The sequence below is a fragment of the Biformimicrobium ophioploci genome (assembly GCF_030270605.1).
GTDB classification, from domain to species: Bacteria; Pseudomonadota; Gammaproteobacteria; order Pseudomonadales; family Cellvibrionaceae; genus Biformimicrobium; species Biformimicrobium ophioploci.
In genome coordinates this window covers 66,635-83,433 of sequence record NZ_BSYJ01000003.1, presented here as the reverse complement: position 1 = coordinate 83,433, position 16,799 = coordinate 66,635, and the positions used below count along the sequence as shown (strand labels likewise).

At 57.2% G+C, this 16,799-nt stretch carries 17 protein-coding genes and 1 other RNA gene; 15 read left to right on the top strand and 3 right to left on the bottom strand.

What is annotated here, in order from left to right; translation table 11 throughout:
• Nucleotides 1-26: 26 nt before the first annotated feature.
• Nucleotides 27-464, bottom strand: a complete 438-nt coding sequence (locus QSJ80_RS07090; RefSeq protein ID WP_285763731.1) for a type II toxin-antitoxin system RatA family toxin — start codon at nt 462-464, stop codon at nt 27-29.
• 226 nt (nt 465-690) lie between these two features.
• Between QSJ80_RS07090 and QSJ80_RS07085 the strand changes: the two genes are divergently transcribed.
• From QSJ80_RS07085 to mnhG, 13 genes are all read left to right on the top strand, one after another.
• Nucleotides 691-2,121, top strand: a complete 1,431-nt coding sequence (locus tag QSJ80_RS07085) for a sodium-dependent transporter (RefSeq protein WP_285763730.1) — start codon at nt 691-693, stop codon at nt 2,119-2,121.
• Nucleotides 2,122-2,181: 60 nt separating this feature from the next.
• Complete coding sequence (smpB, locus tag QSJ80_RS07080; protein WP_285763729.1) at nt 2,182-2,658, top strand: SsrA-binding protein SmpB; 477 nt, start codon at nt 2,182-2,184, stop codon at nt 2,656-2,658.
• A gap of 84 nt (nt 2,659-2,742) precedes the next feature.
• On the top strand, nt 2,743-4,089 hold the full coding sequence (locus QSJ80_RS07075) for a sodium-dependent transporter (protein WP_285763728.1): 1,347 nt from the start codon (nt 2,743-2,745) through the stop codon (nt 4,087-4,089).
• 99 nt (nt 4,090-4,188) lie between these two features.
• Nucleotides 4,189-4,833 (top strand): glutathione S-transferase family protein, encoded by a 645-nt coding sequence (locus QSJ80_RS07070; protein ID WP_285763727.1) that lies wholly within the window; start codon nt 4,189-4,191, stop codon nt 4,831-4,833.
• Between the two features lie 71 nt (nt 4,834-4,904).
• Nucleotides 4,905-5,260: a transfer-messenger RNA gene (ssrA, locus tag QSJ80_RS07065) on the top strand.
• A 217-nt stretch (nt 5,261-5,477) separates the two neighbouring features.
• Entirely contained in the window at nt 5,478-7,022 is a 1,545-nt protein-coding gene (locus tag QSJ80_RS07060) for a glycoside hydrolase family 10-like protein (RefSeq protein WP_285763726.1), read from the top strand.
• 60 nt (nt 7,023-7,082) lie between these two features.
• Nucleotides 7,083-9,350 carry a putative monovalent cation/H+ antiporter subunit A gene (locus QSJ80_RS07055; protein ID WP_285763725.1) on the top strand — a complete coding sequence of 756 codons (2,268 nt, stop codon included), beginning with the start codon at nt 7,083-7,085 and terminating at the stop codon, nt 9,348-9,350.
• On the top strand, nt 9,347-9,766 hold the full coding sequence (locus QSJ80_RS07050; protein WP_285763724.1) for a Na+/H+ antiporter subunit B: 420 nt from the start codon (nt 9,347-9,349) through the stop codon (nt 9,764-9,766). The genes QSJ80_RS07055 and QSJ80_RS07050 overlap by 4 nt, the downstream gene beginning before the upstream one ends.
• Nucleotide 9,767: 1 nt before the next feature.
• The gene (locus QSJ80_RS07045; protein WP_285763723.1) at nt 9,768-10,148 is read left to right on the top strand and encodes a Na+/H+ antiporter subunit C; all 381 of its coding nucleotides are present in this window, start codon (nt 9,768-9,770) and stop codon (nt 10,146-10,148) included.
• 7 nt (nt 10,149-10,155) lie between these two features.
• The gene (locus tag QSJ80_RS07040) at nt 10,156-11,661 is read left to right on the top strand and encodes a Na+/H+ antiporter subunit D (RefSeq protein WP_285763722.1); all 1,506 of its coding nucleotides are present in this window, start codon (nt 10,156-10,158) and stop codon (nt 11,659-11,661) included.
• A gap of 19 nt (nt 11,662-11,680) precedes the next feature.
• The gene (locus tag QSJ80_RS07035) at nt 11,681-12,154 is read left to right on the top strand and encodes a Na+/H+ antiporter subunit E (RefSeq protein WP_285763721.1); all 474 of its coding nucleotides are present in this window, start codon (nt 11,681-11,683) and stop codon (nt 12,152-12,154) included.
• Entirely contained in the window at nt 12,154-12,492 is a 339-nt protein-coding gene (locus tag QSJ80_RS07030; RefSeq protein WP_285763720.1) for an MrpF/PhaF family protein, read from the top strand. Before QSJ80_RS07035 ends, QSJ80_RS07030 begins: the two co-directional genes overlap by 1 nt.
• The gene (gene mnhG, locus QSJ80_RS07025) at nt 12,482-12,799 is read left to right on the top strand and encodes a monovalent cation/H(+) antiporter subunit G (protein WP_285763719.1); all 318 of its coding nucleotides are present in this window, start codon (nt 12,482-12,484) and stop codon (nt 12,797-12,799) included. The genes QSJ80_RS07030 and mnhG overlap by 11 nt, the downstream gene beginning before the upstream one ends.
• 23 nt (nt 12,800-12,822) lie before the next feature.
• Here the strand turns inward: mnhG and QSJ80_RS07020 are convergent, their stop codons facing one another.
• On the bottom strand, nt 12,823-13,164 hold the full coding sequence (locus QSJ80_RS07020) for a zinc ribbon domain-containing protein YjdM (RefSeq protein ID WP_285763718.1): 342 nt from the start codon (nt 13,162-13,164) through the stop codon (nt 12,823-12,825).
• Between the two features lie 294 nt (nt 13,165-13,458).
• Here QSJ80_RS07020 and QSJ80_RS07015 point away from each other — a divergent pair, with 294 nt between their 5' ends.
• The gene (locus QSJ80_RS07015) at nt 13,459-14,244 is read left to right on the top strand and encodes an outer membrane protein OmpK (protein WP_285763717.1); all 786 of its coding nucleotides are present in this window, start codon (nt 13,459-13,461) and stop codon (nt 14,242-14,244) included.
• A gap of 277 nt (nt 14,245-14,521) precedes the next feature.
• Nucleotides 14,522-16,000: a serine hydrolase domain-containing protein gene (locus tag QSJ80_RS07010; RefSeq protein ID WP_285763716.1), complete on the top strand. Its 1,479-nt coding sequence runs from the start codon at nt 14,522-14,524 to the stop codon at nt 15,998-16,000.
• A 51-nt stretch (nt 16,001-16,051) separates the two neighbouring features.
• Here QSJ80_RS07010 and QSJ80_RS07005 read toward each other — a convergent pair whose 3' ends face one another.
• Nucleotides 16,052-16,783: a glutathione peroxidase gene (locus tag QSJ80_RS07005; protein ID WP_285763715.1), complete on the bottom strand. Its 732-nt coding sequence runs from the start codon at nt 16,781-16,783 to the stop codon at nt 16,052-16,054.
• Nucleotides 16,784-16,799 lie beyond the last annotated feature (16 nt).

The window sequence follows — 16,799 nt, the reverse complement described above, 5'->3', positions numbered from 1 at the left end:
CCTTACCGGCCTGATAAAAGCCCGCTTTATTGTTTGCCGTAAACCTGTTCGGCACGCCGGCACATGGCATCCACCATATCATTCGCCACACCGCTGAACAGTTTGCTGGCCGTGGCAGCCAGGATCCGGCTGCTGAATTCAAAATGCAGTTCAAATTCCACTTTGCAGGCGTCTTCCGCCAAGACGGTAAAGCGCCATTCGCCGCGCAGCGAGGTAAATGGCCCTTCTACCAGCTCCATGGTCATGCGGGTCGGACGCTCGAGCAGATTGCGGGTTACAAATGCCTGCTTTACTCCTGCCCTTGAAAGCTGCAGCTCACCCTGCAGCTCCTGATCCGAACGCGCGATCTCCCGCGCTCCCACACAGCCCGGCAGGAACTCCGGGTAGCACTCCACATCATTTACCAGGTCGAACATCTGCTCTGCACTGAACATCACCAGCGCGCTGCGCTCAATATGGGTCAAAGTTTGTTCACCTCGGGGACACGACAGACGCAGATTCTATGCTGCCCGGGTTGCGATTGACCAGCCACCCGGGGAGACGCGCGCGCGGCACCTTTAAATTGGCAAGGTTACTACTCAATGGCGCCGTTTCCTGTAACAATCCGACCCCATAACCACGGCATTTGAATGCCGCGCCGCGCCGATGCGGCGAACTGCACAATAAATACCCAATAATAACGAGAGTATTATGTCCGCAAGCCCATCCACATCACGCGAAACTTTCGGCTCGCGCCTTGGCTTTATCCTGGCAGCTGCCGGCTCGGCTGTCGGCATTGGCAACCTGGTTGCCTTCCCCGTTGCGGCGACCAAGAGCGGCGGCGGTGCATTCCTGTTTGTGTACGCCCTGTTTGTATTCTTTATCTGCCTGCCGGTGATGATGGCCGAGCTGGCTGTCGGCCGCAAAACCGCAAAAGACCCGGTCGGCGCCTATCGTGAACTGTCCGGCGGCTCGACCCTGTGGCGTATACCCGGCTGGCTGGCACTGATCACGCCGTTCATGATCGCGGTGTTTTACATGGTGGTCACGGTGTGGGTGCTGGGTTACCTGATTGCCACCCTCAGCGGCAACCTGGACCAGCTCACCACCGATGGCTACTTCATGCAGTTCATCAACACCAAGACCGTGTTCGGGCTGCTGGCGGTGTTGATGCTGGTAATCAACGGCATCCTGTTGCTCGGCGTGAAGGACGGTATCGAGCGTGCCGCCAAGACCCTGATGCCCGCCCTGTTTGCAATGCTGGTGGCGCTGGTGATCTTCGTCCTCACCCTGGAGAACGCCTTCGAGGGTGTGAAGTACTACCTGGTACCGGACTTCGCCAAGATCGATGCCCACGTGATCAGCAAGGCCATGGCGCAGGCATTCTTCTCGCTGTCGCTGGGTATGGGCATCCTGATCACCTATGGATCCTATATGAAGAAGCGGGATTCCATCGCCAGCTCCTCGCGCCTGGTGGCGCTGTGCGATACCGGGGTGGCATTCTGCGCGGGCCTGCTGATCCTGCCAGCCATTTTCCACTTCAACCCGGAGATCGATACCTCCGAGCTGAGTGACTCCTCTGCCGGCATGATCTTCTTCTTCCTGCCGAAGATCTTCCTCGCGCTGCAGGCCAACATCGGTTATGTGGGCGCCAGCATCGTTGCAGCGCTCTTCTTCGCACTGGTGCTGGTCGCGGCAATCACCTCGCTGGTCTCCATCATTGAGGTACCGGTCGCTACCCTGCGCGACGAGGCAGGCATGCCACGTAAGAAGGCAATCCTCACCATCGCCATCGTACAGTTCGCCCTAGCGATCCTCTGCGCCATGTCCTTTGGCATGGCTGACTGGCTGACCAAATTTGTCTCATTGGCCGGTGCCGATAAGAGCTTCTTCGACTTGGTTGAGATCGTGTTCTATGACACCATCCTGCCCCTCAACGGCTTCCTTATCTGTATCTTCGTGATGTATCGCTGGAAGAAGGCGAAATTCCACGCTGAACTGCAGGAAGGCGACCCGGCCTTTGCCGGTTCCGCATGGAGCAAGTATGTCGACTTCATGCTCAGCAGTATTATCCCGGCGATCCTGTTGTTCGTATTCATCAATACGGTCGCACTGAAATTCTTCGGTAGCAGTCTGTTCTAGGCAGCTGTCGGCAATCTGGAGAGGTAACGAGGGCGCCCGCGCCCTCACTGATTGAAATTAATGGCCAAGAAGAAACCCAAGCAACCCAGCAACACCATCGCGCTGAACAAGAAGGTCAAGCACGATTACTTCATCGAGGAACGCTTTGAGGCGGGACTCGAGCTACAGGGCTGGGAGGTCAAAAGCTGCCGAGCCAGCAAGGTTCAGCTGACCGATAGCTATGTGATCTTCAAGGACAATCAGGCCTGGCTGCTGGGCAGCCACATCCAGCCATTGCCAGAGGCCTCGACCCACTTTGTCACGGATCCGGAGCGCACCCGTCGCCTGCTCCTGCACAGGAACGAGATCGAAAAGCTGATGGCGGCGGTGGATCAGAAGGGCTACACCTGCGTGGCCACGGCCATCTACTGGAAGAAACACCTGGTCAAGTGCGAGGTCTGCCTGGCCAAGGGTAAGGCCAAGCACGACAAGCGCGACACTGAGAAAGAGCGCGACTGGAACCGTCAGAAACAGCGCCTTCTGCGCAAGGACTTCTGATCCCGGGCAGCGCCACTAAACCGAGGGCACGCCGGTTCAGGATTGAAAACAAAGAAAAATAACAATGACAACGAGAGCAAAACTATGAGTGCACCCAGAGGTCAGTTCCAATCCCGCGTCGGTTTCGTAATGGCCGCCGCAGGCTCCGCCGTAGGCCTCGGTAATATCTGGGGCTTCCCGACCAAGGCTGCCGGCAATGGCGGTGCCGCATTTGTTGTTGTCTACCTGATCCTCGCGTTCCTGCTGGCCTACCCTGCACTGATGGCGGAGCTCACCATCGGCCGACACGCGCGGCGCAACATGGTGCAGGCCCTGCAGGCCATTTCCACCGGCCCCATCAGCCGCCTGGTGGGCACCCTGGCCGGCTATAGCGGCATCATCGTTGCCTCGCTGATCCTGAGTTTCTACGCGATTGTGGCAGGCTGGATGGTTTCCCATATGGCCGAGCCGGTCTCAACCATGCTCGGCATGACAGGGGCGTCCGAGTGGATGACGGGTGGCAGTACCGAGCGCAATCTGATTTTCACCGCCATCTTCAGCAGCCTGACGATGTTGATCATCATGGGCGGTGTGGAAAAAGGCATTGAGCGCTGGTCCACGTTGCTGATGCCTTCCCTGCTGATATTGCTGGTACTGCTGATTGTTTACGTACTGACGCAACCGGGCGCGACGAAAGGCCTCGAGGCCTACCTGATGCCGAACTTTGACCACTTCAATCCCCAGATGCTGCTGGCGGCCATGGGGCAGGCATTCTTCTCCCTGTCTATTGGTGTAGGCACCATGCTCATCTACGGCTCCTACCTGAGCCACCAGGAAAGCCTGCCGCGCCTCGGCGCCGTGGTAACCCTGGTAGACCTGGGCATCGCTTTCACCGCTGGCCTGCTGATCATCCCGGCCATGTACGTGGCCCAGGAAGCCGGCACCGACATCTTTGCGGCCGACGGCAGCCTGATTGCCGGCCCGGACCTGATTCTGCAGGTGCTGCCTGCCCTGTTCGAGACCATGGGCAGCGTTGGCCTGCTGGTAGCCTTTGCCTTCTTCACGCTGATGGTGGTGGCCTCACTGACCTCCTCCATCTCCATGCTGGAAGTACCGGTAGCCTTCTCCATCGAGAACCTGGGCCTGTCCCGCAAGGTCGCTACCATTCTGGTGGGCCTGGCAATCTTCGCCATGAGCAGCCTGATCATCTTCAATTTCGACACCCTGTTCGGGCTTGTCATCAGTATCAGTACGGAGTGGGGCCAGCCCCTGCTGGGCGTGGTGCTGTGCATATTTGCCGGCTGGATTTTCAACCGCAACCAGCTGCTGACCGAACTGAAACAGGGCGACCCGCACATCGAGGACAGCCTGTTCTGGAAGATCTGGCCGACCTACGTGAAGATTGTGTGCCCGACCCTGATCCTGATGGCGTTCGCGCAGACCATTCTCTGATCGGACTACCAGGTCTAAAGCGCGCAACCTATAACTCTGCAAAAGGCCCGCCACAAGGCGGGCCACTTCCGGGGAAGCGATGCCCGGAAGGAGTGCAGCATGAACACCATCGTTTACGGCGTTCCCCTTTCGCCATTCGTCCGCAAGGTCCTGCTCACCCTGGACCGCAAGAAAATCGACTACACCAATATTCCGGTCACCCCCATGGAACCACCGGAAGACTTCCTGGCATTCAGCCCGCTCGGCAAAATCCCCGCACTACGCGACGACAAGCTCGCCATCAGCGACTCCAGCGTGATCTGTGAGTACCTGGAAGACCGGTACCCGGATCCGCCGGTATACCCCCACAGCATGATCGAACACGCCCGCGCGCGCTGGATAGAAGAGTACTGCGACACAAAACTGGCAGAGGTCACCGGCCCGCCCCTGTTTTTTGAGCGGGTCATCAAGCGCCTGCTGCTGGAGCATGAGCCGGACGAGGAGCGGGTCCAGCGCAATCTGAACGAAACCCTGCCGCCGGTACTGACTTATCTGGAGTCCCAGGTACCGGATGACCACTTCTTTAATGGCGGACTGTCCGTGGCGGATTTCGCGGTGGGCAGCAATATGCTGAATGCGCGCCACGCCGGCTTCCAGCCTGACGCGCAACTTTATCCTCGCTTCAGCGCCTATCTGCAGCGATTATTCCAACACCCGCTATTTGCTGCGCGGATTGACGCGGATGCCAAGTTCCTGGGGGAATAGCGTCGCCAACAAACAGCTGCCAGCGCCGTCACAGATGTGTATAATTCGAGGGACCGAAAGGTATCTTCTCCGGGGATGATTTGGATTCGACGCTGGTGAAGAAACCATGGGTGCATGCCGTGATGGCAGCCAATCACGTTAATCCAAAGCTGTACTTTGTTAGTTGCCAACGACGACAACTACGCTCTCGCGGCTTAATGCCGCGACGGTTCTTAGCAAGGTGCCAGTACCGCGCTAAAAACTGTTAAATAGAACTGGATCGTTGTGAAGCTTGCCTGGGGTGGATCAACTAAAACTTTTACAGGCTCGCTTGTTAACGTCCTGCCCATCGGGCTGTTAACGGCTAAATAAAATAGATGGAACTAAGCATGTAGAGCGCATGGTGGACCACTGACGGACGGCGGTTCAACTCCGCCCATCTCCACCAATCAGAAAGCCCCAGTCGCAAGACTGGGGCTTTTTTCGTTTGGCGACGAATAAAGCTTTACCTCTGAAAGCCTACCTAACTCCCAAAGTTAGCGACTCACCAAATTTGAATTATTTGCACAGATTTTTTGCGGATTTGGTGGGGTGACTCCCGCGCGCCTTCCCTTGCTCTGAATCTCTTTGAATAATAGCGGCATCACACACCAACTAATCCAATCATGAACCCATTGATCGGCATCCCACCAGTAAAACTTCTGAACCGCTTTATTTACCCCGCCATCATCGCTGTATTGGCGATAGCACTCTGGCAATACCCACGCTGGTTCGGCCCGGAGTTACCGGCCTACGGCAAGGCCGAGCGGGAGACGGTGGCGAGGGAATTCCGCGCGGCCTGGGTGGCCACGGTGGCCAATATCGACTGGCCCAGCGAGCCCGGACTGCCCGTCGAGCAACAACAGCAGGAGGCCATCGCCCTGCTGGATAAAGTTGCTGCGGCAAATATGAATGCGGTTATATTCCAGGTTCGGCCGCAGGCGGACGCCCTTTATGCGAGCGAGCTTGAACCCTGGTCTTACTATCTTTCCGGCGAACAGGGCAAGGCCCCAGAGCCCCTCTATGACCCTCTCGCTTTCTGGGTGGAACAGGCACACCAGAGGGGTCTTGAGCTGCATGCCTGGGTCAATCCATACCGTGCCCACCACACGGAAGGCGGCCCGGTATCCGAGCATTCGCTCGTAACCAAAAAGCCGGAGTTGATCGCCAAGCTAGCCAACGGCATGTACTGGATGGAACCCACCCGGGAAGAGACCATTGCGCATTCGCTGGCGGTGATTGCGGACATAGTGCAGCGCTACGATATCGATGGCATTCACTACGATGACTATTTCTATCCCTACCCTTCCTACAATCAGGGCGCGCCGTTTCCTGACAGCGACAGTTACCAGGCCTATCAGCAACAGGGCGGGAAGCTTGGATTATCTGACTGGCGCCGCGATGCTGTTAATCGCTTTGTTAAAGATATCTACAGCGAAGTAAAACGTATCAAGCCCCATGTAAAAGTCGGTATCAGCCCCTTTGGTATATGGCGCCCCGGATACCCGGAAACCATCGCCGGATTTGACCAGTACGAGGAGCTTTATGCCGATGCAAGGCTGTGGCTGAACGAAGGCTGGCTGGACTACTTCACGCCCCAGCTGTACTGGAACATCAACCGCATTCAACAAAGCTATCCGATACTGCTTGCCTGGTGGCAGGGTGAAAACCACCAGCAGCGCCATCTCTGGCCGGGGTTAAGTAGTAATCAGGTGGCAACGAAACAGGGCACCGACGAGATCATTAACCAGATCCAGTTCACCCGTGCACTGTTGCAGGAGCAAACCGGGCAGGTTTTCTGGAACGTCAAAACGGTGAGTGACAATCCCAGGTTTGCGCAATTATTGAAAGATACGGTGTTCTATCACCAGGCTCTGATCCCCGCCTCGCCCTGGCTGGATAGCACACCTCCACTAGCGCCAGAAGTGCGCTATCAATCAAACGCTGACGGGCTGACTGTCAGCTGGCAGCCCCAGAGTGATGAAGCCACAGCCCGCTGGTTGCTTTACTACCAAACGGACGGGAAATGGCGCTATAAAATTCTTACCCGTGATGTGCTAGGGCACCGGTTCAATCGGGAAGATGAAATCACTGCCGTTGCAGTCTTGGCCGTAGATCGCAATGGTCTGGAGAGCGAGCGTATTAACCACCACATCGGGCATACCCGATAAATTCTGCCACAATTTTTATTGGTACTGATGTAGTGAACCAAGAAAATGGCGGCAGACGACATGGACAGGCCCCACAGCGATGCCGCTGGAGCGGGACGCTTTCTGGGGCTGGTGTTCCCGCTGCTGCCCGCCATTCCGTTGCTATTCCTGATTACCCAGTGGGGATCTGTCGCCGAGGGTAACGTCAAGTCCGTCTCTTTCCCCTGGGTACCCAGCCTCGGCATCGAATTCAGCTTTTTTCTCGATGGCCTGAATCTGCTCTTCGCCCTGCTGATCAGCCTGATTGGCGTGTTCGTGGCCATATACGCCGGCGCCTACCTGCGCGGCCACCCGATGTTGCGGCGTTTCTTTCTTTATCTGGCGCTCTTTATGGTGGGCATGCTCGGTCTGGTGCTTGCGGCAGATCTGATCACGCTGTTTATCTTCTGGGAACTGACCACCATCTCCAGCTACCTGCTGATCGGTTTCAACCACGATAAGGCGAGTGCGCGTCGCTGCGCGTTGCAGGCGCTGCTGCTCACCACCATGGGTGGCCTGTGCCTGCTGGCCGGGCTGATCCTGCTGGGTTACACCGCCGGCACCTTCGATCTGCAGGAAATCCTGGCGAGAGGCGACTATGTACGCGGCCACTCCCTTTATCCTGCGATTCTGGTCCTGATTTTGCTGGGAGCCTTTACCAAGTCGGCACAGTTCCCGTTCCATTTCTGGCTGCCGAATGCGATGGCCGCACCCACGCCAGTGAGTGCCTACTTACACTCGGCGACCATGGTCAAGGCTGGCATCTACCTGATGGCGCGCCTGCACCCGGTACTGGGGACTACGCCCCTGTGGGAGTGGACACTCACTATCGTGGGCGCCATCACCGCAACACTCGCTGCGATTCTGGCAGTACGGCAGACCGACCTGAAGCTCAAGCTTGCCTACACCACCGTCGTGGCGCTGGGCACCATCACCATGTTCTTTGGCTCGGATGATTCAGTCGCCATTGCCGCGGCAATCACCTTTATCCTGGTGCACTCCTTTTACAAGGCATCCCTGTTTATGGTGGTCGGCATCATCGACCACCAGACCGGTACCCGCGAACTGGACCGCCTGGGTGGGCTCGGCAAGCTCATGCCCGTCACCTGGTTTTGTGCCGGGGCGGCGGCGATTTCCATGGCGGGTTTTCCGCCCTTTCTGGGATTCATTGGCAAGGAGCTCAAGTATGAGGGGGCACTGGCGATTGCCACGGAACCGACGCTGGTGGCAGGTGCTGCCATATTCGCGAATATCTTGATGGTGACGGTGGCCGGCACCCTGGCGCTGAAGCCCTTTATCGGCCGACAACGCCCCAAGTCCGACGACATCCGTGAGGCACACTGGTCTCTGTGGATAGGGCCGCTGGTACTGAGCACTCTTGGGCTGACGTTCGGCCTATTCACACCGTTGATCGCCGAAGGCCTGGTCCAACCCGCAGTTGTCACCCTCCTGGGGGAACCCAAGATCGTCAAGCTGAAGCTCTGGCACGGCGTCAACGTACCGCTCATCATGAGCATCCTGACGTTTGGGCTGGGCGTCTGTGCATACCTGTATCAGCGGCCGCTGCGCGCGTTCCTCGCTTTTTTGCTGTCCTTCTTTCCCACCACCGCCGACCGGATCTGGGACGCACTTCTTGAGGGCCTCAAGCGCCTCGCGGACGTCCAGACGCGCTGGCTGCAACACGGCATCCTGCGCCGCTACCTGCGGGTTATCTTTCTCGCAGCTACCGCGGCATTGCTGCTTGCGCTGATACGCCAGGACAACCTGAGCCTTTCGGTTGCGATTCCGGCTCTCAATGTCAAAGAGTGGACCGCCATGCTACTGGTGGCCGCCGGCGCCGTCATGGCCAGTAGTGTGAGTGCGCCGCTGGCAGCGGTCTGCGCCCTGGGTGCGCTTGGCGTTGGCGTGGCCCTGCTGTACCTGTTTTTCGGGGCGCCGGATGTTGCCATCACCCAGCTATTGGTAGAGACGCTGTTCCTGGTATTGATTGCGGCAACCCTGCACCGGCTGCCACTTTCCTACGGCCGGCATGCGACACGCTTTCGCAGGCTCGATGCACTCATCGCCATAGCCGCGGGCGTAGTCGTCACCATCACCATTCTCGCTGTGATAGAGCAGCCATTCAGCAGCCCATCGAGCGACTATTTTGTCGCGAACTCCATGCCGGAGGCATTCGGCCGCAATATCGTCAACGTCATCCTGGTGGACTTCCGGGCGCTGGATACCTTTGGCGAGGTGGTAGTGGTGTTCACCGCCGCCCTTTCCGCCGCCACCCTGGTTGGGTACACGCTGAGAGGGCGACGCCGATGAAGTCCATCGTCCTGCAGACGGCCACCCGAACCTTCGTCGCGCTGCTACTGATGTTTTCGATTTACATGCTGCTACGGGGCCATAACCAGCCTGGTGGTGGTTTTATTGCCGGGCTGGTAGCCGCAACCGCTTTCACGCTGCTGGCCATGGCCTGGGGCGTCAAAGCCGCGCGGCAGGCTCTACGTATCAGCCCGGAGGGCCTCGCCGCCGCCGGGTTGTTGATTGCCGGTATCGCCAGTGTCATTGCCGGGTTGTTTGGCGATGCACCCTTCACCGGGCAGTGGCTGTTCCTTGGCGGCAGTGAAACCGAGAAAGGCCTGCCGGTAAGCAGCATACTGCTGTTCGATGTGGGCATATACCTGTCTGTACTCGGGGCCGTGCTGACACTCGTATTCGCACTCGAGGAGAATGATTGAAATGGAAACAGCCCTCGCCATACTGGTGGGCATACTCGTTGCCACCGGTGTTTACCTGATGCTGGCACGCAACCTCCTCCGTTACCTGTTCGGGCTGGTGCTGCTCAGTAACGCCGCGAACCTGGCGATTCTCGCTGCTGGCCGCCTGACCCGCGCAACCCCGCCGCTCGTTCCTCCGGGCATGATGGAACCACCGCTGCCGGTCGCCAATCCGCTGCCGCAGGCCCTGATACTGACCGCCATCGTGATCGGCTTCGGCCTGCTCGCGTTTGCGCTCGCATTGCTGACACGCAGCTACCAGCAATTCCAGACCCTGGACTCGGACCAGATACGCGAGGCCGAGCCGGTAAAGGAAAAGAAAATGGAAGAGGCTCAGGGTTAATACATACGTGAGCTGGATACTGGCACTACCTTTCCTGATTCCGATTCTGGCGGCGATGGTCGCCTACCTCGGGCGCAAGCATGAAAACACCGGGCGACTGGTTTCGGTGTTCAGCTGCCTGTTGCTGTTCGGCGTGACATTGCTGATTCTGGCAATGGTGGAGTCCGGCGGTGTGCGTGTTGCGCAAATGGGTAACTGGTCCGCACCGTTTGGCATCACCCTCGTGGCCGACCGCCTGAGCGCAATCATGCTCCTGGTCAGTGCGACCATTGGCCTCGCGGTGGCGATATTCGGGCTTGCTGAAATCGATCGCGAACGTGAACTGCTCGGCTATCACTGCTTTTACCAGCTTCTGCTCGCGGGTGTCTGCGGCAGCTTTGTGACCGGCGATCTGTTTAACCTGTATGTCTGGTTCGAGGTCATGCTGATTGCCTCGTTCGCCCTGCTGGTGCTCGGCAATACGCCGGTGCAGCTGGACGGCGGCACGAAATATGTTGCCATGAACCTGGTGTCGACCCTGCTGATGCTGACCGGTATCGGTTTGCTATATGGCCTGACCGGCACACTCAACATGGCGGAGTTACACCGTGAACTGGCAGTAATGGACGCGCCTGTCGCCATGGATCTGCTGCGTGTACTTTTTATCTGTGCCTTCGGCATCAAGGCCGCCATCTTCCCGCTCTTTTTCTGGCTGCCGGCTTCCTACCATGCGCCGCCACTGCCGGTGACTGCCGTATTCGCCGGTCTGCTAACAAAGGTCGGCGTCTACGCACTCATCCGCACCTTTACCCTTTTGTTTCCGGCCGGTGATGGTTTTGGACACGAACTACTGCTGGCGGTTGCCCTGCTCACAATGGTGACGGGCGTGCTGGGCGCAGCCGCACAATATGAGTTCAGGAAGATCCTGTCCTTCCATATCGTCAGCCAGATCGGATTCCTGGTGCTGGGTTTGGCACTGAACAGCCCACTAGCGCTGGCCGGTGCGATTTTTTACATGGTTCACAATATTGTGGCCAAAACGAATCTGTTCCTGATATGTGGCACTGCGGGCCGTTTGACCGGCAGCTATGAACTCCGGGAGATTGGCGGGCTGTATCGCGCTGCGCCTATTCTTGCCGCATTGTTTTTTATTGCCGCTTTCAGTCTTGCGGGCTTTCCACCGCTCTCCGGGTTCTGGGCAAAGTTCCTGCTGATCAAATCGAGCCTCGAACAGGCTGCCTACTGGGTTTGCGCGATTGCGCTGTTAACCGGGTTGCTGACCCTGTTTTCCATGAGCAAGATCTGGGCCGAGGCCTTCTGGAAACCGCACCCGGCTGCCGGTGATTACTCACTCGGGAAACTGCGCCCCTCTGTGCGCGCAATGCACCTGGGACCGATTGTGGTGCTTGCGCTGATTACCCTGTCGCTCGGCCTGCTGCCGGAACCGTTTATCGAATTTTCCCTGCTGGCAGCACGGGACCTGCTGGAACCAGCAGAGTATGTGACGGCCGTGCTCGGCACTTATGCAAAATGACTGACCGGGAGGCGGACATTTGAACCTTTTCCTACTGAACACGCTCCTCGCCATCGCCTGGTCGGCACTGACCGGCAGTGCCTCCCTGATGAATTTTCTGGTGGGTTTCATCATCGGCTATGCGGCCCTGCAGGTTTCCAACTTCCAGTCCGCGCGCGAGAAATACTTTCGCCGGGTACCGAAAACCATTTCCCTTTCGGTGTTTTTCCTGCGTGAACTCGTACTGTCCAGCTTGCGCGTGGCCCAGGAAGTACTGTCCCCGAAAATGCTGAGTACACCACGCATCATGCGGGTTCCCCTGGAAATCCGCGACCCCAACCAGATACTGGTACTGACCAGCCTTATATCCCTCACGCCCGGGACCCTGGTGCTGGACGTCACCCCGGAAAACGATGCGATGATCGTGCATACGATGTTCGTGGAGGACCCGGAGGCGTTCCGCAGGGAGATCCGCGAGGGATTCGAATACCGGGTGCGGGAGGCCATGTCCTGATGCCTGAAGTGAACCTCGCAGAACAGTCCCTGTTACTCGGTTATGCCATCCGCGCGGCATCCTGGCTGATGCTGGCCGCGCTCGTGCTCTGCATCCTCAGGATCGCGCGCGGGCCCACACTAGCCGATCGCGTGGTGGCACTCGACATCCTGAATATTCTGGCGGTTGCCTATTGCGCGCTGTTGACGGTGACATCGGGCCGGGCAGTTTATCTGGACGCAGGCATTGCGCTGGCACTGGTCGCATTCCTGGTTACCGTGGCATTTGCCAAGTTCATCGAGCGGACGGGCATCGATACCCGAAACCGGTCAGCGGAGGAGAAGCGCGATGCTGAGTGAGATTCTGACCATCGTATTGTTGATTGCCGGGAGCTTCTTTGGCTTCACTGCCGCGCTCGGACTGATCCGCATGCCGGACATCTACACGCGCATGAGCACCTCGGGAAAAGCCGCAACGCTGTGTTGCGGACTACTTCTGGCTGCAGTGGCATTCCTGTTTGAAGATATTCAGATTACCGCAAAAGCGGTGATCGCCATCCTGTTCCTGTTAATCACGGTACCGGTAGGTGCCCATGTGATTGGTCGGGCAGCCTACCGTGAACAGGTCAAGTCGTGGGAGGGAACCAAGACGGATGGCGAGGAGTGAAGCTGAATCCGGAGTGACCCAGTCTACGCTTTCTTTACAAACTGCGACTTGAGCATCATGTCGCCCGCACCATCCATCTTGCAGTCGATATCGTGGTCACCGTCGACAAAGCGCTTGATCGTGGCTTTGGTGCCAATCTTCAGGACCTGTGAGGATCCCTTGACCTTCAGGTCCTTGATCAGGGTGACCTTGTCACCCTCGCTGAGCTGCGTGCCGTTTGCATCCTTCACGAGCAAGGCATCTTCGTCCTGCTCGGGTTCTGCCGGATTCCATTCATGCGCACACTCCGGGCAGATCAATAGCGCCTGGTCCTGGTAGACATATTCAGAGCCGCACTTAGGGCATGGCGGTAAATTCGAGCTCATAACATTCTCACTAGATTCAACTGTAAACGCCTGATAACGCACGGCGGCAGCCATACAAGAGATGGCACATTGTAAGGCCAAATGACCCAGGATCTCTCAGCTCCGCTGTTTTCATCCCCAGCACAACATACTGCAAGCTAACTTGGCATTTTGTTCCGCCAACAGGGTGAATATGGAATTTTTTTGCTTCCTTTCTCCATAAGCCGGAACCTCTTGCATATTTTTTGTACAGCTGGCATTGTGCCGCGCCCACGGAGTTAATCCCACAAGGGCGATTCACTAACGAGGTACCCGATGAGCTTCCCAAAATTGCTACTGGCTTGCGCAACCGGCCTGGTTACCACAGGCGCACAGGCGAAAATGCTCTGGCAGGACAACAGCCTGAGCGCCCTGAGCGGCGACGACTACAAAGTTCATTACAGCCTGGGTACCGACGACTCCAGCCGCAGCGTCATCACCTTCGAGCACGTCAGTGGCCACAGCTGGGGTGACGTGTTCATGTTCGCGGACTACCTCAAGTCCAGCGATGATTCCGAAGAACTCTACACAGAAATCTCCCCGCGCCTGAGCCTCGGCAAGCTCGGCGGCAAGGAGCTGTCCTGGGGACCGGTGAAAGACGTGCTGGTGGCGGGCACCATCGAGCTGGGCAACTTTGAAGATCCGGACCGCCTCACCGCCACCGGACCACACTTTATGAACACCCTCACCGGTGTCGGCTTCGACCTGCAGGTACCGGGTTTCGCGTTCGTCCAGGCAAACGTTTACCACCGCAACAACGAAGACAAGGCCAACAATGAGCAACTGACCCTGGTGTGGGCAGCGCCGTTCAAGCTGGGCACTGCAGAATTTGTCTACGACGGCTTTATCGACTGGGCCAGCGCGGCCAGAGATGCTCACCCCAGCCTGAACTTCACTTCCCAGCTGAAGTGGGATGTCGGCGCAAACTGGGGCAAGCCCAAGTCACTGTACGCCGGCCTTGAGTATGTTCACTGGAACGACAAGTTCGGTATCAAGGATGGCACCTTCGGTATCGACTCCAATGAGCGGAACCTGAACCTGTTGGTGAAATACCACTTTTAAGGTCACGCGCCCTCTTTAAAGGTCCCCCTATTCAAAGGTGCGCCTTCTTTTGAGCGTCACGTCCTGCCCTAAAACCCCCGCCCTCAGGCAGGGGTTTTTGAGAAACCCAACTTTCTGGCCGCAATCGCATCCACACAAAGGCTTCCGCCAGAGCCTGCCTGGCGTCCAAATCCCTATTCCAACAGAAATCTGTGAATCAATCCGCCAGTTGGAATGACGATGCCAGTAATATCGATCATTCGACCAACAGAGCAGTCCTCATCTATAGGGAAATATCATGCGGATCAACAAGAGGTTAAAGGGTTTTGCGCTTGGCGCAACATTCACATTAACAGCCACCGGTAGCATGGCGAACGTCAGCGAAGATAAGGACGTCCAGGCTGGAATTGCCCTGGCCGACGCCTGGCTACAGACACAACTTGAGTATGATGGTGTACCAGGGGCTTCCTTTGCGATCGTTTCCGACCAGGAAGTAATTTGGTCAAAAGGGTTCGGCTACGCAAACCTCGCGGATAAAGTGCCAGCCACCCCGGAAACCAAGTACAGCATCTGCTCAGTTTCAAAACTTTTCACCAGCATCGGCGTGATGCAATTGCGGGATGAGGGCAAGCTTTCCATTGATGAGCCGCTAAAGGAGATTCTCCCCTGGTTTGAAATACCGGATCACTCTGATTCCGAAGAGGCCGTAAACCTGCGCAACATCCTGTCCCACGTGGCCGGCCTACCCCGTGAAGCAATCACGCCCTACTGGACAGAGGTCAACTTCCCCAGCCGGCAGACGCTGCAGGAAGGCGTAGCAAACCAGGAACCACTTTATCGCCCGTACCAGCATTTCCAGTATTCCAATCTCGGGATGAGCCTTGCCGGAGAGGCCATTGAAGCCGCGTCTGGTGAACCCTATGCAGCGTACATCCAATCTCGAATCCTGAATCCGCTGGGAATGCGTAATACATCCACCGATCTTCCGGTATCCGAATACGGGGGCAACTTCTCTGCGGGCTACATGCTCCGTGATAGCTCAGGCGTTAGGAAGGCTGTAGGACAATATACGACGAATGGTATCGCGCCGGCCGCCGGCTTTGCCTCAAGCGTCAATGACCTTGCAAAATTTGCCAGCTGGCAGTTTCGTCTACTGGAAAAAGGCGGCACCGAGATTCTCAAGTCCACAACCTTGCGGGAAATGCAGCGTATCCACTGGAAAGACCCAGATGGAAAAGGCGCGACCTGGGGTCTTGGTTTCGCATTCAGCGACATAGACGGTAAATCATTCATTGGCCATAACGGTTATTGCCCAGGCTACCGGACGGTGTTTCTCACCCGCCCGAAAGACAAGCTGGCTGTTATCGGGATGGTCAATGTGAATGATGTGAATCCTTCAACTCTGGCGAAGGGGGTTATTTCACTGGTTTCTCCGGCAATTTCTGCGGCACAGAAAAAGCAGGAAAATGATAAAGACACCTCTGTTATCGAATCCCCGGACGCGCAATTATTGACCATGTACACCGGTATTTATGGCCTGTCAGATTGGCCTGTTCGCCTGGCGATCGCCGAGACTTCCAAGGGCCTAAAGGGAATCAGCTTGTTTGCCGAGAACCCGAACCGACGTCCCCTCATGCTCAAGCATGAGGAAGACAACGTTTTCCGGGTACTCTCCAAGGAAGGCGACAATCTATATACAGTCCACTTCGACATGGATGACAACGGCCGGGCGGTGAGGTTTTGGCAGCATGGCCAATACTGGGACAGGACTCAATAGACGTCGACCGGAGACTGGAAGCGGGCGCCTAGACGCCCGCTTCCATCCGATTTAAGAAAGGTACTCTTCCAGGTCATCGGCCCCACCAATCCGCCGGCCATCGATATAAACCTGCGGCGTAGTGCCCTGCCCCGTCACGGCCTGCAGGGTCGAATAGCTAAGCCCGTGCCCGGACAGGCTGATTTCCTCGAACCCGATCCCGTGCTCGCGCAGCAACGCCTTTGCCCTGGCACAATGCGGGCAACCCAGCTTGGTAAAGACGGCAACGCGCTTCGGTTGCGTTGCATTGGGGTTGAGGTAGTTCAGCATGGTATCTGCATCGGATACCTTGAAGGGATCGCCCGGCTCTTCCGGCTCAATAAACATCTTTTCAATCTTGCCGTCGTTCACCAGCATCGAATAACGCCAGGAGCGCTTGCCAAAACCGATATCGCTCTTGTCCACCAGCATACCCATGCCCTCGCTGAAGGCGCCGTTGCCGTCCGCAAGGAACTCGATATTGCCGGCATGCTGGTCTCCACACCAGGACTCCATGACGAAACCGTCATTGACGGAGAGGCAGTAAATGGCATCTACGCCCTCCGCCTTGAACACCGGCGCCAGCTCGTTATATCGCGGCAGGTGAGTGGAGGAACAGGTTGGGGTAAATGCTCCCGGCAACGCGAACAGCACCACCTTGCGCCCTTTGAAGATTTCATCGCTGGTGAGTTTCTGCCAGTCGTTGTCCTTGCGATTAATAAAGGTCACCTGCGGGACCATTTCACCTTCTTTATTTGCCAGCATTGTGGCCTCCTCCGAT